The following is a 20,351-nucleotide window of genomic DNA, read 5'->3' as shown; positions in this document are numbered from 1 at the left end:
ATGAAGAAGTTGTTTATTGTGGTATTGCTATTTTTGTTGCTGCCAAAGGTAGAAGCACAAACATCGGATGATAATTATAAAGAACCGATAGTAAAGGCTATAAAAACAATAGAATCCATTTTTAAAGTAACCATCAACGACAAAGATGGTTTGCTAAAAGGTAAGGAACTGGATTATGCCGAATGGAGAATTCGTCAGGGCAATTTAGACGTTTCATTGACAGCCATTTTAGCACCATTTGATCTTACTTTTTTTAAAGAAAACGATTCGACTTATGCTATTCGAAAATTTGAATATGCCAGAAGATCGGCTAATATTGGTAAGGAACGTTTAGAATTTTTAGCCGATTTGTATCCCAATTTAAAAGCTTGGGAAACCAGAAAGGCCGATTTGAAAAAATGCATCATTAGTTCTATTGGTCTAGACAAAGCACCGCCTATGCCAAAGGGAACACCAATTCTAACTCCAAAAAGAATCTATAAAGATTACAGTGTGGAGAATATTGGTTTAGAAATTATACCGGGTGTTTATGTTACGGGTTCTATTTACAAACCCTATCCTTTAAAAGGAAAAGCGGCAGTGGTGATTACACCTAATGGACATTTTGGTGATGGAAGATATAGAAAAGACCAGCAACTGCGTTGTGCTATTTTGGCAAAAATGGGAGCGGTTGTAGTAGATTTTGACTTGTTTGCCTGGGGCGAATCTACTTTACAATTTGAATCGACTTTGCATAGAAATAGTATTGCTCAAACCATTCAGGTTTTAAGTGCAGAACGATTGTTAGATTATTTGGCAACACAAAAATATGCCGACATGAACCGGGTAGGAGCTACTGGTGGTTCAGGAGGTGGTTCTCAAACGATGTTTTTGGCAGCGATTGATGACAGAATAAAAGTTTCAGTTCCGGTGGTTATGACTTCTTCTCATTTTGTAGGTGGTTGTCCTTGTGAAAGTGGTCGCGGTTTACACCTTTGTGGAAACGGAACCAATAATGCCGAAATTGCAGCAATGGCGGCTCCCAAACCACAGTTGATTGTTTCCGATGGTGGCGATTGGACGGCTACAGTGCCGGAATTAGAGTTTCCATTTATTCAAAAAGCCTATGGTTTGTATGGAAAACAGGGTTTGGTTGAAAATGCACATTTTCCTAAAGAAGGACACAATTATGGAGAATCAAAACGCATGGCGATGTATCCTTTTATGGCAAAATATTTAGGTTTGGACATTAGCAAAGTAAAAAACAGCAAAGGAGAAATAGACGAATCGACTTGTGTAATCGAACCAACAGAAAAGCTATTGGTTTTTGGTACTAAAGGCGAAAAGTTACCGGCAAACGCATTAAAAGATATTAATCAGTTATATGCCCTTTTTGGCGAAAAAAACGAAAAAGTATATGAAGTTAAGAAATAATATAGCGAGAATTTTATTTGGATTATCGACTTTTTTGGTAACGATAACAATTCAAGCACAATCAAAATCGGATTTAAAGTTGTGGTACGATAAACCCGCTGCAATCTGGAACGAAGCCCTGCCTTTGGGGAACGGACGTTTGGGTGCAATGGTTTTTGGAGATCCGTCTATCGAACGTTTACAATTAAACGAAGAAACTATTTGGGCCGGTTCTCCAAACACGAATGCGCATACCAAATCAATTGAGGCTTTGCCGGTAGTTCGAAAATTAATTTTCGAAGGGAAATTCAAAGAAGCTCAGGATTTAGCCACCCGAGATATCATGTCGCAAACTAATGATGGGATGCCGTATCAGACCTTTGGGAGTGTGTACATTTCGTTCAATGGGCATAACGATTACAAAAATTATTACCGTGATTTGGATATTGCCAATGCTACGGCTTCGGTTCAATACGAGGTAGATGGCGTTACTTATAAAAGAGAGGTTCTAACATCTTTTAGCGATCAAGTAATTGCAGTGAAATTATCGGCCAGCAAAGCCGGGAAGATTAGTTGCAACGTGATGATGAACAGCCCGATTGATAAAACCATTTCTTTTTCAGACAATAACGAAATTGTAATGACTGGCACCGGAACTAATTTTGAAGGTGTAAAAGGAAAAGTAAAATTTGAAGGTCGCCTGGCAGTTCAAAATAAAGGTGGAAAAGTAACTTCAAAAAATGGGGTTATAAGTATTAATGGGGCTGACGAAGCTACTTTGTACATTTCTATTGGAACTAATTTTGTTGATTACAAAACATTAGACGAAAATCAGGAGCAAAAATGTAAACGTTTTCTTGAAGCAGCCTTGACCAAAAACTTTGACGAAATTAAGAAAGCTCATGTGGCTTACTACCAGAAATTCTTCAACCGCGTAAGTTTAGATTTAGGTTCGAATGAAAAGATCAAAAAACCTACAGATGAGCGTATCCGTGATTTCAAAAAGGAATTTGATCCACAATTGGCAGCGATGTATTTTCAGTTTGGACGTTATTTGTTGATTTCGTCTTCACAACCGGGTGGGCAACCTGCGAATTTACAGGGAATTTGGAACGATATGGTTTCTCCGCCTTGGGACAGTAAATATACGACCAACATTAATGCCGAAATGAATTATTGGCCGTCTGAGGTTACCAATCTTTCTGAAATGCACGAGCCATTTATCCAAATGGCAAAAGAATTGAGTGTTACTGGTGCCGAAACAGCAAAAACAATGTATAATGCCCGCGGTTGGGTCTTGCATCATAATACCGATATTTGGCGCGTAACAGCTCCTGTAGATCAGGCAGCTTCGGGAATGTGGCCTACAGGTGGCGCCTGGGTTTGCCAGGATTTGTGGGAACGTTATTTGTACACCGGTGACAAAAAATACTTGACCGAAATTTATCCGGTGATGAAAGGAGCGGCGCAGTTTTTCCTTGATTTTATGGTTATGGATCCAAATACAGGTTATTTGGTCGTAGTGCCTTCTTCTTCGCCTGAAAACGCACATGCCGGTGAGGATGGAAAATCGACTATTGCTTCGGGAACAACTATGGATAACCAATTGGTTTTCGATTTGTTTACACATGTGATGGAAGCTTCGGCTTTAGTTTCGCCTGATGCTACTTTTACCAAAGAATTAGCAGCAGCTTTGGCAAAAATGCCTCCGATGAAAGTGGGAAAACACAATCAGTTACAGGAATGGCAGGAAGATTGGGACAATCCGCAAGACAATCACCGTCACGTTTCGCATTTGTACGGTTTGTTTCCAAGTAACCAAATTTCTGCTTTTAGAACACCAGAATTATTTGAAGCAGCTAAACAATCACTGATTTACAGAACCGATGAATCAACCGGTTGGTCTATGGGTTGGAAAGTAAATTTATGGGCTCGTTTGTTGGATGGAAATCATGCTTACAAATTAATCCAAGACCAATTGCACTTGGTTACTCAAGAACAACGCAAAGGCGGTGGAACGTATCCGAATATGCTAGATGCGCACCAACCATTCCAAATTGACGGTAACTTTGGATGTACTGCCGGAATTGCCGAAATGCTGATGCAATCTCAGGAAGGAGCTATTCAATTATTACCGGCCTTGCCAACGGTTTGGAAAGACGGAAATGTCAAAGGATTAGTAGCTCGCGGAGGATTTGTAATTGATATGGAATGGAAAAACAACAAAGTTTCGACTTTGAAAGTGTATTCAAAAATTGGTGGAAACTGCCGTTTGAAATTAGAAAACACTTTGAAAGCAGACAAAGGGGTTGTACTTAAAAATGCAAAAGGCAAAAATCCGAATCCGTTGTTTTATGATGTTGAGGTTAAAAAGCCAATTATTTCTAAAGAAGCGAAATTACCTAAAGTGCAATTGCCAGTTTATAATGAATATGATGTAGAAATGAAAGCAGGACAGACTTTTACTTTTTACGGGAATTAAGTTTTCTTGCAAATTTCCCCCTCCATTGGAGGGGTGCCCGTAGGGGGGGTGGGTACAAATGTTGTAAAAAAACACCCCGGCTTTCAGCCACCCCTCTTAAAAAGAGGGGAATGATAAAAGAACTTTAAAAAAATAATAATTAAAATGGTTACAGATTTTAAATACAAAATAATCGCTTTCGTAATCTTGATTGCAGCTTTCAGCAGTTGTAAATCAGGAGCGGCACATTCTAAAAAAGGAACGGCTGTTGTTTTGAAAGCGGATAATTTCAAGCATTATGTTGATTATTTCAACACGATGGAAGATGAAAATTTGAAATTTGCGATTCCGAATGATAGTGCGTGGGCCTGGATGGAAAAGAATATTCCGTTGTTTGAATGTCCGCAACAAAATTTTGAGGAGATTTATTATTTCCGTTGGTGGAGTGCGCGAAAACATATTATCAATACGCCTCAGGGTTATGGTATTACCGAGTTTTTAGTTGATCGTTCGTATGCCGATAAATACAATATGATTAGTTGTGCGCTGGGGCATCATATCAATGAGTTTCGCTGGGTTCACGATCCGCAGTATTTGGAGCAGGACGTTCATTTGTGGTTTCGGGGGAATGATGGCAAGCCGATGAAAAAGTTGAGAACCTTTAGCAGTTGGACGGCCGATGCTTTGTACAATCGCTATTTGGTGAATAAAGACGATAAATTTCTGTTGGATATGTATCCTGATTTAGTCGATGAATATGCGGCTTGGGAAGGGGATAGAAAACGAAAAGACGGATTGTTCTGGCAGTTTGACGTTAAAGACGGAATGGAAGAATCATTGAGTGGGGCAAGGAAATTTAGAAATGCAAGACCAACGATTAACAGTTATATGTATGGAAATGCAGTGGCACTTTCGAAAATCGCTGCGATGAAAGGTGATACAAAACAGCAAAATTATTTTACAGCTAAAGCGGATACACTGCAAAAATTAGTGGAAACGAAATTGTGGAATCCAAAATCAGAATTCTTTGAAACCTTTACGGAGAAAGATACTTTGGCGCAAGTTCGCGAAGCAATTGGATTTATTCCTTGGTATTTTAATTTGCCACAAAATGGCAAAGGTTTTGAAAAAGCTTGGGAACAAATTAAGGATGAAAAAGGGTTTTTGGCACCTTTTGGATTAACTACTGCCGAACGCAGAAGTCCACGTTTTAGAACACACGGAACAGGAACCTGCGAATGGGACGGTGCAATTTGGCCTTTTGCTACTTCACAAACTTTGACGGCTTTGGCGAATGTTTTGAATAATTACAATCAGAATGCAGTTGATAAAACCGATTATTTCAAACAAATGAATTTGTATGTAGAATCGCAATATTTTCACGGAAAACCATACTTAGGGGAATATTTAGATGAAACTACAGGATATTGGTTAATGGGGGAGAGAGAGAGAAGCCGTTATTACAATCACTCGACTTTTAATGATTTGATGATTACAGGATTGGTTGGATTGCGCCCAAGAGCAGATGAAAAAATTGAAGTGAATCCTTTAATTCCAGAAGGAAAATGGGATTGGTTTTGTTTAGACAATGTGTTGTATCATGGCAATATCATCACGATTCTTTGGGATAAAACAGGAGAGAAATACCATAAAGGGAAAGGATTTAAAATTTTCAAAAACGGAAAAGAAATCGCTGCTTCTGAAAAATTAGAAAAATTAGTATCGGAATAAAAATGTACCGAGCTTACGGCTCTTTTTCTTGTGCTTAGCATTATGAACTGGACTAAAGTCCAGCCTTATAAAATAATCCGAGCCGATGGCTCTAGTAAATAATGTGAGAGTTCCGTAGGAACGAGATATATTGTAGCAACGGATTTTAATCCGTTGAAAATAGAAAAAAAAACAACCTATGAAAAAGTTTTTGTTACATATTACATTCATCATTATAAGCTTGATTTCAATTTCGGCGAAAGCCCAAAATAAAATCAGCGTAACAAATCTGCAATGCGAAATGTTAAGCAATCCAGAGGGAATTGATGTGGTGAAACCCCGTTTGAGTTGGCAAATAAAGTCGGATGTGAATGATGTAAAACAAACGTCTTATCAAATATTAGTGGCTTCGACTTTAGAAAATCTAAACGCGAACAAAGCCGATTTATGGGACAGCGGAAAAGTAGCAAGCAATGAATCTGTCAATATAGTTTACAACGGAAAAAGGTTGGGAGACCGACAAAATGCGTTTTGGAAAGTAATTGTTTTTACCAATAAAGGAGAAATAAAATCTGTAGAAAATGCTCATTTCAGCCTTGGGATTTTAACTTATGCCGATTGGAAATCGACACGTTGGATTGGGTATGAAAAGTTATCGAAGGATGACAGTATCTCTCAATATTCAAAATTGTCTGCCCGTTATTTGCGAAAAGAAATCGATTTAAAAAAACAAGTTAAAAGCGCCAAGGTTTACATTATGGGAATGGGCTTGTATGAGCTGTACATTAACGGAAATAAAATTGGTGATCAGGTTTTGGCACCCGTTCCAACGGATTATACCAAAAACGTAAAATACAATGTTTTTGATGTGACTTCGCAATTGAAAGAAGGCAAAAATATGTTGGGAACGATTTTAGGAAACGGACGTTTTTTTGCGATGCGTCAGGATTACAAACCCTATAAAATCAAATCATTTGGTTTCCCGAAAATGGCTTTGCAACTGTTTGTGGAATATACTGATGGAACCAGTGAAGTAATCAGAACGGACGACACCTGGAAACTAACTACTGACGGTCCAATTTTGTCCAACAACGAATACGACGGTGAAGAATACGATGCCCGGAAGGAAATGAAAGGTTGGAACACGACCAATTTTGATGATAAAAACTGGGTAAATGCCAGATACGTTCAGGAGCCGGGCGGTTTTTACGAAGCGCAGACGTCGCCGAATATGAAAATAATGGGCGAGGTAAAACCAATTTCGATAAAAGCGACTCCAAAAGGAACTTACATTCTGGACATGGGACAGAATATGGTGGGCTGGCTGCAAATTAAAGTCAAAGGAAAAGCAGGAGGTAGAATCACGATGAAATTTGCCGAATCTTTAAAAGTAGATGGCAGTATGTACATCGAGAATCTAAGAGATGCTAAGACGACCGATGTGTACACGTTGAAAGGCGAAAATCAAGAAATTTGGGAACCACGTTTTATATTTCACGGCTTCCGATTTGTGGAAATTTCAGGTTTAAGCGGGACACCAACTTTGGCAGATTTCACAGGCAAGGTGGTGTATGATGATATCAAAACAACGGGGACTTTTGAATCTTCTGATAAGACAATGAATCAGATTTTTAAAAATGCCTATTGGGGAATTAGAGGGAATTACAAAGGGATGCCTATCGACTGTCCACAGCGAAATGAGCGTCAGCCTTGGTTGGGCGACCGAACTACGGGGGCTTATGGAGAAAGTTTTTTGTTTGACAACCAAACTTTATATGCTAAATGGCTGGACGATATTAAAAATGCACAAACCCAGGACGGAGGAATTCCTGATGTAGCGCCTGCATTCTGGCGTTATTATGGAGACAACGTGACCTGGCCGGGGACTTATATTACGGTTGCTGATATGTTGTACCATCAGTTTGATGATAAGGCGGTGATTGAAAAACATTATCCTTCGATGAAAAAATGGATGGTGTACATGGAGGAAAACTACATGGAGAATGATTTAATTGCCAAAGACAAATATGGCGATTGGTGCGTTCCGCCTGAATCATTGGAGTTGATTCATTCTTTAGACCCAAGCCGTAAAACGGATGGCGAATTAATTTCGAGTGCCTTTTATTATTATTTATTACAAAAGATGAAAACTTTTGCCCAGCTAATTCACGCTGACGCAAAAGATATTCAGTATTATGATTCCCTTTCGGAGAAAATTAAGACGGCTTTTAATGCTAAATTCTTCAACAAAGAAAAGAATATCTATGCCAATAATACGGTAACGGCAAATGTGCTTCCGCTTGCTTTTGGGTTGGTTCCAAATAATTTGCAGCAGCAGGTTTTCGAAAATATGGTTCGTGAAATTGAGGTAACTCACAAAGGACATATTAGCACAGGCGTGATTGGAACACAGTTTTTGATGCGTACTTTATCGACTTTTGGAAGAACCGATTTGGCTTATCAATTGGCTTCTAATAAAACTTACCCAAGTTGGGGTTATATGGCTGCAAATGGAGCAACTACCATCTGGGAACTTTGGAATGGAAACACCGCCGACCCGAAGATGAATTCGCAAAATCACGTGATGTTATTAGGAGATTTAATGGTTTGGTATTATGAAAATATTGCTGGTATAAAAAGCAATCCGGAAACGCCAGGTTTCAAGCAAATTATTATGAAACCCGCTTTTGATACTAAATTGACTTATGTGAATGCATCTTACGAATCAGTTCATGGATTGATAAAAAGCAATTGGAAAAAAGTTAAAAAAGCTTTAGAATGGAATATTAGCATTCCGGCGAATACGACTGCTTTGGTGTATTTACCAACTACAGATTCTAAAAACATTACAGTAAATAAAACAAAATTAGAAAAGGCTTCCATTGCATTTAAAGCAGAAGGAAACCAACAAGTTTTAACTCTGGAATCAGGAGATTATATCTTGAAATTAAACTAAAAACAGGATTTAGAAACAAGAATTTAAATAAATATATAACATAAATAAAAATCATAATGAAAGGATTAAAAATAGCATTAATGCTGATTGGAATAATAACATTAGGAAGTTGCAGCTCTGCTTTGAAACATAAAACCTGGAAAGAAGGCATCTTAGTAGACGAATTTATTTATGATAAAGCACCATATCCTTCCTGTCATGCTGTAACGATTGTGGAAGCAACTAATGGCGATTTAGTAACATCTTGGTTTGGAGGAACCGCTGAAAGAAACCCTGATGTTTGTATTTATGTAAGTAGAAAACCTAAAGGAAGCGACAAATGGACTGAAGGAATAAAAGTTGCCGATGGTGTAATGAAAGAAGGCCCAAGATTGCCAACATGGAATCCGGTTTTGTACCAAATTCCGAATGGCGATTTGATGTTGTTTTACAAAATAGGGCCAAAACCATCTGAATGGTGGGGAATGCTAAGAAGGTCTTCTGATGGTGGGAAAACCTGGTCAGAAGCTGAAAAAATGCCTGACGGATTTTTAGGACCTATCAAAAACAAACCAGTATTGCTAAGCAATGGAACACTATTGCTTCCTTCAAGTATTGAGGGTGATGGATGGCGTTTGCGTATGGAATCTACTCCTGATTTTGGAAAAACCTGGGTTATGGGAGATACTTTATCCAGAGGAAAAAAACAAATTAATGCCATTCAGCCAAGTATTCTTTTCCATAAAGATGGAAGCATTCAGGCAATTGGAAGAACCAGAAACAGAGCTATTTTCAGTACGTTTTCTAAAGACAACGGAAAAACCTGGTTGGATGTAGAATTAATTGGTTTGCCAAATAACAATTCAGGAACCGATGCGGTAACACTTAAAAACGGAAAACATCTGTTGGTTTACAATCACGTTTTACCTCCCGGAGATTTAGCCAAAGGCCCAAGAACACCTTTGAATGTTTCCATTTCTAAAGACGGAATTCATTGGAACGCTGCCTTGGTTTTAGAAGATTCTAAAATCAGCCAGTATTCGTACCCTTCTATGATTCAAAGTAAAGACGGAATGGTGCATATTGTTTACACCTGGAGAAGAGAGAAATTGAAATACGTAAAAGTAGATCCTAGCAAATTAGTGTCTCTTCCAATCAAAAACGGAATCTGGCCTGGAGATGAAGGTAAGGAAGTGAAAGCGGTTAAAGCGGAAGAAGAATAAGAATTAAAAATTTAACCATTAAGATATTAAGTTTCATTAAGCAATACGCTTAACTTTCTTACTGTCTTAATGGTAAAAACTCATAATATGAAGTTAACTTATTTAAAAAGGAATTCCATTATTGTAGTTATTGCAGTCTTGTGCAGTACTTTTAATAGTTGTGGGATTGCGCAGTCTTCCATCAAGAAACAGCAATATAAAGTTGCCGTTTGTGATTGGATGATTCTAAAAAGACAAAAGCTGGGTTCATTTGAATTAGCAAGCGAATTGAAAGCAGACGGAATAGAATTAGACATGGGTGGTTTAGGAAACCGTGAAACTTTTGACAGTAAATTAGCCGATCCTGTTGAGGTGAAAAAATTTAAGGATAAGTCAAAAGAATTTAATGTTGGGATTTCTTCGATTGCGATGTCTGGGTTTTATGGACAATCATTTGCGAAGAGAGAAACCGTGAAAAAAATGGTTCAGGATTGTATTGATGCGATGAAAACGATGAACGTAAAAGTGGCTTATTTGCCATTAGGAAATCAATGTGATTTGAGAAAAAATCCGGAATTACGTCCAATAATCATTGAGCGTTTACAATGGGCAGCAAAGCAAGTGGCTAAAATAGGTGGTGTTATTGCTATTGAAACTACACTGGACGCCACAGCTGAGAAAAAATTATTAAAGGAAATCGGTTGTAAACAAATCAAGAGTTCATTCAACTTTTCGAATGCTATTGAAAACAGAAAAGACATTTCAGCAGAACTTGCAATTTTAGGTAAAAAATATTTGGCTCAAATCCATGCTTCAAACACCGATGGTTTTTGGTTGCAAAATGACAAAGCCATCAATATGCCTAAAATCAAAGCTACTTTAGATAAGATGAACTGGGAAGGCTGGCTTATTGTAGAGCGTTCCCGTGATACCACGCAGGTACATAACGTGAAAGCAAATTACGGCGCAAATGTTGCGTATTTAAAACGCATTTTCCAGAATTAAAAATTAAATGCCACGAAGGCACAAAGTCACAAAGAAAATTTAAGTTCAACGGTTTTATTAACTTCTAAAAACTTCTAAAAACTTTGAGTCTTTGCGCCTTTGTGGTAAAACAAAAAATTACAATACAATGAAATATTTAAGTTTACTTTTTTTATGTTTTTTTGCGTCTTATTTATCTGCGCAAAACATAACTATTGTTCGTGATGCCAATGCACCTCGAGCGCAATTTGGTGCCCAAAAACTATCTGAAACGGCAACTGCTAAAGGATTCAAAGTTGTTTTTGCTGATAAAGCTCCTAAAAAATCAAAAGACAAGGTAATTGTTATTGGCGAAAAAGGAACTGATTTCTGGAAGCTAAACACAAAAAAGGCAAAAATCGATGATAGCAAATTAACAAAGAAAGAAGGTTTTCAAATTCGCACACAAAAAAACATCATTTTCATTGAAGGAACTGATGCTTCAGGCGCTTTGTACGGTGCTTTGGAATTGGCAGACCGAATTAAAACTTCAGGAGAAATTCCATCAGAAATCAATATCGATGACAGTCCGGAAATGGTCTTGAGAGGTGCTTGTATCGGAATGCAAAAGCCGGTTTATCTTCCGGGCAGAGATGTTTACGAATATCCATACACGCCTGAAACTTTCCCTTGGTTTTACGACAAAAAACTTTGGACAAAGTATTTGGATATGATGGTCGAGAATAGAATGAATTCCTTGTATTTATGGAACGGACATCCTTTTGCTTCGTTGGTAAAACTAAAAGACTATCCGTTTGCCGTTGAAGTAAGCGACGAAGATTTCAAAAAGAATGAGGAAATCTATAAATATCTTACCGTAGAAGCCAACAAAAGAGGAATCTGGGTCATTCAGATGTTTTATAATATCATAGTTTCCAAACCATTTGCGGAGCATTATAATATGAAAACGCAAGATCGTTCCAGATCTATTACACCTTTGCTTTCCGATTATACCCGAAAATCAATTGCAGCCTTTATTGAAAAATATCCAAATGTTGGATTGATGGTTTGTCTTGGCGAAGCTATTAATACAGTTGATGATGATGTGGAATGGTTTACCAAAACCATTATTCCAGGTGTTCAGGACGGATTAAAAGCATTGGGAAGAACGGATGAACCACCAATTATTTTACGTTCTCACGACACCGATGGGCCATTGGTAATGGAAAAGTCGCTTCCGTTGTATAAAAACCTGTACACAGAAAGTAAATACACGGGAGAATCTTTGACGACTTATACGCCAGGCGGACCTTGGGGCGAGACGCACAAACAGTTGAGCGCTTTAAAATCAATCCATATCGAAAACGTTCATATTTTGGCAAACCTGGAACCTTTCCGTTACGGTTCCCCTGATTTTATCCAGAAAACAGTGAAAGCAATGCACAGTGTTCATGGGGCGAATGCTTTGCATTTGTATCCGCAGGCATCGTATTGGGACTGGCCATATTCAGCAGATAAAACCAAAACAGGTGAACGATTATTGGAAATGGATCGTGACTGGATTTGGTACAAAGCCTGGGCAAGATATGCCTGGGATAGCAAGAGAGACAGAAACGAAGAGGTTAAATATTGGGATAAAGATTTAGCTGCTAAGTACGGAACAGATACCGAAGCAGCAAATAATATCTTAAAAGCCTACGAAGAAACAGGCGAAATCGCACCAAAAACATTAAGACGTTTCGGAATCACAGAGGGGAACCGTCAAACCTTATTATTAGGAATGTTCGAAAGCCAGTTGGTCAATCCAGCAAAATGGCGTGTGTATCCTGGATTCCACGAATCTTGTGGACCTGCTGGGGAATTACTTTTAGAATATGCTAAAAAAGAGTGGAATCACGAAGCACATTCAGGTGAATTGCCAACACAAATAATCTCGGAAATCACAGAGCACGGAAGATTAGCCGTTGAAGCGATTGACAAAGCAGAAGTAAAAGTAACTAAAGACAAGGAAGAATTCCTGCGTTTGAAAAACGATGTGCACGCTTATAAAGCTTTCGCCGATTTCTTTTCAGAGAAAGTAAAAGCTGCTATTTTAGTGTTGCGATACAGCTATTCTAATGATATTGCCGATTTGGATAAAGCCCTTCCGCATTTAGAAAAAAGTATCGAATATTATGAAACTTTGGTCAATCTGACGAAAGATCATTATTTGTATGCCAATAGTATGCAAACTGCGCAACGCCGAATTCCAATTGGAGGAGATGACGGAAACAACAAAACCTGGGCAGAATTATTGCCACATTACGAAAGAGAGTTGGCTAATTTCAAAAGAAATTTGGAACTATTAAAAACATCAAAAGATGGTAAGGTTGCAACAAAGCAAGGCAAGCCATGGCAAACAGCAGAAGTAACTTTATTAAGCGAAACCGCCAACAATAAATCTTCTTCCAATAAAAATGAAAAGGCGGTTCCTGACAACCAAATTTTAAATAAATCTTCGGAAGAAAGTAAAGGAACTTACACAGTAAAGAATGGAACGAAAGTGTACGGAACTCCAATTTCAGAACTGATAAAAGTAGCTCCTGAATTGCAAAACCTAAAAGGAATTGCTTTTGATGAAACTTCTCAAAATGAGAACGGAACACACCTGAAATTCAAAAACACCAAAGCCGTAAAACTGGTGGTAGGTTATTTCAATTCCGACCAAAAAAGATTTTTGTTTCCACCAAGTTTAGAAACTGATGCAGCCGGAAATGCCTATGGTCAAGCCGAAGTGATTTTGGCAAGTGCGATGAATTTGAAAGAATTGCCAAGAATCAATATTCATACGTATACGTTTCAACCGGGAGAAAATAAACTGGATTTAGGCAAAGGAAGAGTCCTAATTTTAGGATTTATTGATGCCAATCAAAACATTACAACTCGTGATGTGGGTTATATCGACGAAGGCGAAAAAGGCGCGGTAGACTGGTTGTTTTACTAAGAATAGAAAAATTTTAAACCCTTTCAGGGTTTTGAACCCTGACAGAGTTAAATTTAAAAGGTAAAATGAAGAAATTAATACGCATACTATTTTTTATAACTACTGTTTCATGGGCACAAACCCAAGAAAGAGCAACTTCATTTCGTAAGGAGATTTCGTTGAATGCAGGTTGGAAAACCACCATGGTGGATTCTCATCCAGAGTCAAAGCAAGATTTTGTGCAAAATTCAAATGCCGATGCCAATTGGAAATCCGTAAATGTTCCTCACAATTGGGATCAATATGAAGGCTTTCGCCAAATGAAACACGGCAACTTGCACGGAACGGCCTGGTATTCGAAAAATTTAAAAATTGGCAAACAACAAAAAGGTAAAAAACTCTTTCTGTTTTTTGAAGGAGTAAACAGTTACGCTACAGTTTGGGTTAACGGAAAAGAAGTTGGTCAACACAAAGGTGGTCGAACGACTTTTACCTTAGACATTAGCGATGCCGTAAAATTTGATGCTAATAACCGAATCGTGGTCAAAGCGGCTCATCCTGCTTTTATTGCCGATTTGCCTTGGGTTTGTGGTGGTTGTTCCGGCGAATGGGGATTTTCAGAAGGTTCACAACCGATGGGGATTTTTAGACCGGTGACTTTAGTCATTACAAATGAGGTTCGGGTTGCTCCTTTTGGGGTTCATGTCTGGAATGATAAATCGACTTCGAAAGAGAAAGCTGTTTTGCATACCACAACCGAAATCCAGAATTACAGTCAATCCGATAGAAAAATTACGGTGATAAGTTCTCTTTTAGATAAAAATGGAAAGGAAGTAGCTTCGGCTAAGAATACTGTTTTGCTTTCGAAAGAAATTAAAGAGATTCAGCAAACCTTGCCTGAAATCAAGAATCCTAATTTATGGTCACCGGAAAGTCCGTATTTATACAGCCTTTCGACCACTATTTTAGAAAAAAATAAAGTTTTTGATAAAATTACTACGCCTTATGGAATTCGTTGGGTTTCCTGGCCAGTAGATAGAGCGGGTGATGACAAACGATTTTTTATCAATGATACCCCCGTATTTATCAATGGAACTTGTGAATATGAACATCAATTAGGACAAAGTCACGCCTTTTTGGATACTCAAATAAAAGCCAGAATCGAGCAAATAAAAGCTGCCGGATTCAACTCTTTTAGAGAAGCACACCAACCGCACAATCTAAAATATCAGGAACTTTTAGACGAAAGTGGTATTTTGTTTTGGAGTCAGTTTTCGGCTCATATTTGGTACGATACGCCTGAGTTTAAAGCTAATTTCAAAACCTTATTACGAGAATGGATTAAAGAACGTCGCAACAATCCATCGGTGGTTTTATGGGGATTACAAAATGAAAGCACGATTCCAAAGGAATTTGCTGAAGAATGTACCCAAATCATCCGCGAAATGGATCCTACAGCTTCATCACAACGCAAAGTAACTACTTGTAATGGCGGCGAAGGAACCGATTGGAATGTGGTGCAAAACTGGTCAGGAACTTATGGGGGAAATCCGTCGAATTACCATGTGGAACTTTCAGAACAATTGCTGAATGGGGAATATGGTGCCTGGCGTTCGCATGATTTGCATACCGAAGGCGAATTTGACCAAAAAGGAATTTTGAGCGAAAACCGTTTTTCGCAATTAATGGAAATTAAAGTTCGCGAAGCCGAGGCCGTAAAAGATAAAATAGCGGGACAATTCAACTGGTTGTTTGCTTCGCATGAAAATCCGGGACGCGAGCAAAATGGCGAAGGGTTTAGAACCATTGATCAGGTTGGACCAGTTAATTACAAAGGATTGTTTAGCATTTGGGGCGAGCCTCTGGACGCTTATTATATGTACCGAGCCAATTATGCGTCGAATAAAACCAATCCGATGGTGTATATTGTTTCGCACACTTGGCCTAATCGTTGGGAATCTGTCGGAATCAAGAACGGAATCGATGTGTATTCCAATTGTGATGAAGTCGAATTGTTCAATGACGTGAATAATCAATCTTTAGGGAAATTGAAAAACCTAGGAAGAGGACAGCATTTTCAATGGAATAAGGTCAATATTCAGTACAATGTCTTGTATGCTGTGGGTTATGTGGATGGTGAAAAAGTAGCTCAGGATTATATTGTTTTGAACAATTTACCTGAGGCACCAAACTTAAAATCGTTAAGTTCAAAAGAAGAAATCGTTTGGTCAAAAGCGAACTACAATTATATTTATCGTGTCAATTGTGGTGGTCCTGATTTCAAAGATACTGATGGAAATCAATGGTTAGCTGACGTACATAAGACCGAAGCGAATACCTGGGGTTCTACATCCTGGTCAAATAATTTTAAAAATGTGCCTGCTTATTTTGCAAGTCAGCGTGCTACTTTTGATCTTGTTGATGGAACTCAAAATGATGCTTTGTTTCAGAATTTCCGTTATGGAATGGATAAATTAAAGTATGAATTCCCCGTTCCCGATGGAGAATATTTGGTCGATTTGTATTTTTCAGAACCATGGTATGGAACTGGCGGAGGACTGGATTGCGTAGATTGGCGCGTTTTTGATGTGGCAATCAACGATCAGGTGGTTTTAAAAGACTTTGATATTTGGAGCGAAGTTGGTTTTTCGAAAGCAGTGAAAAAAACGTTCACGGTGAAAAGCAAAAACGGTCAATTAGTAATTAATTTTCCAAAAGTAAGTTCGGGAGAAGGAATTATCTCAGCGATTGCCATTGCTACCAAAGACAAATCTGTGAAAGCAGCTGCAGCTTCGCCAAAGAATATTCTGGATGTTGCCACTAATACACCATTTGAAATTGGTTCCTGGTTGCAACTAAATTCGAAACAATATTCAAATTCGGATGTGACTTTTACGCAATTACCAGCTAGTTTGTATGCTGCTGATTATATCCGTTTTTCGAAAGAAAACACTAATTCAGGTTCTTTTGTTTCGAAAGAAGATGCTACTGTTTATGCATTGGTAGATTCGAATATAAAAACGACTTTGCCTTGGCTTTCGAACTTTAAAAAATCAGAAGAAAAGGCTAAAAATAGCAGTGGAGTTACTTTTGCTGTTTTCGAAAAAGAAGTAAAAAAAGGAGAAAAAGTAGCTTTCGAAAACAATGCTAATTCGATTGTAGTTGTTCCAACATCGGACATGGGAAAAAATAAGGACGACAGACCTTCGTTAAAACTGGAAGCCGAAACCGCTAAAATTACTGGTGACGGAATTGTAAAGGGAAATTTCAAGAGCAATGATTATGTTGAATTTACCAAAAGTACTCCAAACAGTATCGAATTTGAAGTCAATCCGGGTGTTGCCAATGTCTATTTGATGCGTTTTAGATACATGAATATGAACGCCGAACCGATAAAAGTAAAGTTGGTTATCGAAGATGCGTATGGCATTTTATTACGAAATGACAACATCGAATTCCCTACGCCAACTGAAAAATGGAAGGTTTTAAATACCACTTCGGGAGGCTATATCAATGCAGGAAAATATAAAATCAGAATTGAATCGGATAACATGAAAGGATTGCGTTTGGAATCTTTTGAGTTTCAATAAATCCTCACCCCAGCCCTCTCCAAAGGAGAGGGAGTTAAAAAAATAGACTTATGAATTTACATAAAAGTGTTTTAAAAAAATCTGCAACAGCAATTATAGTATTGTTCTTGGTTGCTTGTGCATCAACAAAAAAAGAAAGTAGAATTGTAGCCGATTTTAATCCGGATTGGAATTTTAAATTGGGCGATCATCCTACTGCGATACAAGCTAATTTTGACGCGAATGATTGGCGAATATTAGATTTACCACACGATTGGAGTATCGAAGGTGCGTTTAGTAAAGACCATCCAACTAAGCCGCAACAAGGCGCTTTGCCAGCAGGAATGGGCTGGTACCGCAAAAGTTTTACTTTGCCAGAATCGGCTAAAAACAAAAGCATTGCTGTCGAATTTGATGGTGTTTTTTGCAATAGCGAAGTCTGGATTAACGGAAATTATTTAGGAAAACGTCCGTTTGGATATATTTCGTTTTCTTATGATTTGACAAAGTATTTGAACTTTGGAAATCAAAAAAATTACATTGCTGTAAAAGTCGATAACGATGCACAACCAAGTTCCAGATGGTACACAGGTTCCGGGATTTATAGAAATGTGCGTTTAGTAACTACCGATAAATTGCACGTGGCACATTGGGGAACTGTGGTGACTACACCCGAAGTTTCAAAGGGAAAAGCTACGGTAGATTATAACGTTAGTATTCAAAACGATTCTGATTTGCCAAAGGAATTCAAAGTGGTAACCAATATTTTGGATGCCAATAACCGTTCGGTGGCACAGCTGGAATCTACCGGAAAAATTGGAGCGAATACTATTTTGGAAAAAGGACAAAAATTTGAAGTCAAAAATCCAAAATTATGGGATACTGAAAACCCGAATTTATATAAGGTAGTCACGAAAATCTATGAAAAATCGACTCTGGTTGATAATTATGAAACACCACTTGGATTTCGATATTTTGCATTTGATGCCGAAAAAGGATTTTCTTTAAATGGTGTTCCAACCAAGCTTTTGGGCGTTTGCTTGCATCATGATAACGGTGCTTTAGGGGCTGTGGCTAATTTTCATGCTATCAAAAGAAAATTAACCATCATGAAAGAAATGGGTGTGAATGCGATTCGAACTTCACATAATCCACCTTCTTTAGAGTTGTTGCAACTGTGTGACGAAATGGGACTTATTGTGCAGGATGAGGTTTTTGATGTTTGGAAAAAGAAAAAAGTAACTAATGATTACCATAAATATTGGGACGAATGGCATAAACGCGATTTGGAAGATTTTATAAAAAGAGACCGCAATCACCCATCGGTAATGATGTGGAGTATTGGGAACGAAATCCGTGAACAATTTGACAGCACCGGTGTTCGTATTACCAGAGAATTAGCCCAAATTGTAAAATCTTTAGACAAAACCAGACCGGTAACTTCGGCTTTGACCGAGAATGTACCGGAGAAGAATTTCATCTATCAATCGGGTGCTTTAGATCTTTTAGGATTTAACTACAAACATGCCGATTACGCTACTTTTCCGGAGCGTTTCAAAGGGCAAAAAATCATCGCTTCTGAGAGTGTTTCGGCTTATGAAACAAGAGGTCGCTATGATATGCCAACGGATAGCATTCGATTCTGGCCAAAAAAATATGGTGAAACTTTTGATGGAAATCCTGATCTGACGGTAACTGCTTTTGATAATATCGCCTCATATTGGGGAACGACTCATGAAGAGAACTGGAAAGCGGCAAAAAAATACGATTTTATAGCGGGGACTTTTGTTTGGACAGGTTTTGATTACATTGGCGAACCTGATCCGTATCCTTATCCTGCGCGTAGTTCGTATTTTGGGATTGTAGATTTGGCGGGTTTCCCTAAAGATGTCTATTATATGTACCAAAGCGAGTGGAGTAATAAGACGGTCTTGCATTTATTGCCACATTGGAACTGGAAAGCGGGTCAAATGATTGATGTTTGGGCATATTACAACAATGCTGATGAAGTAGAATTATTCCTAAACGGAAAATCTCTAGGTTCGAAAGCTAAAAAAGGAGACGAATTGCACATTGCTTGGAAAGTACCTTTTGAGGCAGGAACATTGAAAGCCATTTCCAGAAAAGATGGAAAAATAGTGAAGGAAACCGAAATTCATACGGCTGGCGAAGCGACTAAAATCGATTTGAAGTCGGATAAAACGAGCATTAAAAACGACGGATATGATTTGGCTTACGTGACAGTTTCTTTGCAGGACAAAAACGGAAATTCACTTCCTACAGCCGATAATCTAATTAATTTTAAAGTTTCCGGAGGAGCTAAAATTGTTGGAGTAGACAATGGTTACCAAGCCAGTTTAGAGCCTTTTAAAGCTGATTATCGTAAATTGTATAACGGGAAATGTGTTGTGATTTTACAATCGAATAAAAAAGCAGAAAACATCACACTTGAAGCTACTACAGCAGGGAATATTAGTTTAGAAACTGTAAGTATCAAAGTGGAATAATTTTTAGAGATATTTAGTTTTAAAAAGCACGGATTTTTATTCGTGCTTTTTTTGATTCAATCTTTAGGGAAATATATTAAGGTAAAATCATAGGCATAGTAAAACTACACCTTACAGTTATTCCATCTTTTTTTGCTGGATTCCATCTGGGCATATTTTGAAGAACTCTTATAGCTTCCTCTTTAGTGCCATGACCTACGTCTCTTATTATCCCTATGTTAGAGATGGATCCGTCTTTTTCTATTACAAAAGAAACATACACTTTTCCTTCAATTTTTTCTCCGTTTACTACAGGAGTTCTAAAGTTATCCTTTATAAATTGTTCTTTTTTTATCCAACCTATAAGTTCTGGTCGTGTATCGACTTCTGCAGAAGAATAAATTTTATTTTTATCATTATTATTAGCTATATATTCTTCAAAACTATTAATTATATTGATTTTGGTTGTTGATAAAGAGTCTTTTTTGGATTGTCCAAAAGAGATAGAAGTAAATACAATAAAGAATAAAAGAAATATTTTTTTCATTGATTTGAAAACATTTGTTAGATGTTAAATATATAGAATAATTTGATTTGTAAATAAAATCTTTTATTTTTAGGATTTAATTTTATTGTTTAACTTGATAATCAGTTAATGTGTTTTATCGATA

General features: G+C 37.8%; 10 protein-coding genes. 9 read left to right on the top strand and 1 reads right to left on the bottom strand.

What is annotated here, in order from left to right; all coding sequences use genetic code 11:
- The 9 genes from GTZ96_RS00270 to GTZ96_RS00230 all read left to right on the top strand — a co-directional run bounded on the left by GTZ96_RS00270 (window position 1) and on the right by GTZ96_RS00230 (window position 19,701).
- Window positions 1-1,413 carry a prolyl oligopeptidase family serine peptidase gene (locus GTZ96_RS00270; RefSeq protein WP_161640381.1) on the top strand — a complete coding sequence of 471 codons (1,413 nt, stop codon included), beginning with the start codon at window positions 1-3 and terminating at the stop codon, window positions 1,411-1,413.
- The gene (locus tag GTZ96_RS00265) at window positions 1,397-3,874 is read left to right on the top strand and encodes a glycoside hydrolase family 95 protein (RefSeq protein ID WP_161640380.1); all 2,478 of its coding nucleotides are present in this window, start codon (window positions 1,397-1,399) and stop codon (window positions 3,872-3,874) included. The genes GTZ96_RS00270 and GTZ96_RS00265 overlap by 17 nt, the downstream gene beginning before the upstream one ends.
- A 144-nt stretch (window positions 3,875-4,018) precedes the next feature.
- On the top strand, window positions 4,019-5,584 hold the full coding sequence (locus tag GTZ96_RS00260) for an MGH1-like glycoside hydrolase domain-containing protein (protein ID WP_161640379.1): 1,566 nt from the start codon (window positions 4,019-4,021) through the stop codon (window positions 5,582-5,584).
- A 178-nt stretch (window positions 5,585-5,762) separates the two neighbouring features.
- Window positions 5,763-8,519, top strand: coding sequence for a glycoside hydrolase family 78 protein (locus GTZ96_RS00255; RefSeq protein WP_161640378.1), 2,757 nt, complete (start codon window positions 5,763-5,765; stop codon window positions 8,517-8,519).
- 56 nt (window positions 8,520-8,575) lie between these two features.
- Window positions 8,576-9,721: a sialidase family protein gene (locus GTZ96_RS00250; protein ID WP_161640377.1), complete on the top strand. Its 1,146-nt coding sequence runs from the start codon at window positions 8,576-8,578 to the stop codon at window positions 9,719-9,721.
- Between the two features lie 87 nt (window positions 9,722-9,808).
- Window positions 9,809-10,705 carry a sugar phosphate isomerase/epimerase family protein gene (locus GTZ96_RS00245; protein ID WP_235972814.1) on the top strand — a complete coding sequence of 299 codons (897 nt, stop codon included), beginning with the start codon at window positions 9,809-9,811 and terminating at the stop codon, window positions 10,703-10,705.
- A gap of 127 nt (window positions 10,706-10,832) precedes the next feature.
- Window positions 10,833-13,646 carry an alpha-d-galacturonidase gene (locus GTZ96_RS00240; RefSeq protein ID WP_161640375.1) on the top strand — a complete coding sequence of 938 codons (2,814 nt, stop codon included), beginning with the start codon at window positions 10,833-10,835 and terminating at the stop codon, window positions 13,644-13,646.
- A gap of 65 nt (window positions 13,647-13,711) precedes the next feature.
- On the top strand, window positions 13,712-17,215 hold the full coding sequence (locus tag GTZ96_RS00235) for a malectin domain-containing carbohydrate-binding protein (RefSeq protein WP_161640374.1): 3,504 nt from the start codon (window positions 13,712-13,714) through the stop codon (window positions 17,213-17,215).
- Window positions 17,216-17,265: 50 nt separating this feature from the next.
- Complete coding sequence (locus GTZ96_RS00230; protein ID WP_161640373.1) at window positions 17,266-19,701, top strand: sugar-binding domain-containing protein; 2,436 nt, start codon at window positions 17,266-17,268, stop codon at window positions 19,699-19,701.
- A gap of 76 nt (window positions 19,702-19,777) precedes the next feature.
- On the opposite strand, the gene GTZ96_RS00225 is transcribed toward GTZ96_RS00230, so the two are convergent.
- The gene (locus tag GTZ96_RS00225) at window positions 19,778-20,227 is read right to left on the bottom strand and encodes an energy transducer TonB (RefSeq protein ID WP_161640372.1); all 450 of its coding nucleotides are present in this window, start codon (window positions 20,225-20,227) and stop codon (window positions 19,778-19,780) included.
- Window positions 20,228-20,351: the final 124 nt, after the last annotated feature.

Origin of the sequence: Flavobacterium undicola (assembly GCF_009909155.2) — a bacterium.
In the GTDB taxonomy this organism is placed as follows: domain Bacteria; phylum Bacteroidota; class Bacteroidia; order Flavobacteriales; family Flavobacteriaceae; genus Flavobacterium; species Flavobacterium undicola.
This window is presented reverse-complemented; position numbering and strand designations above follow the sequence as displayed.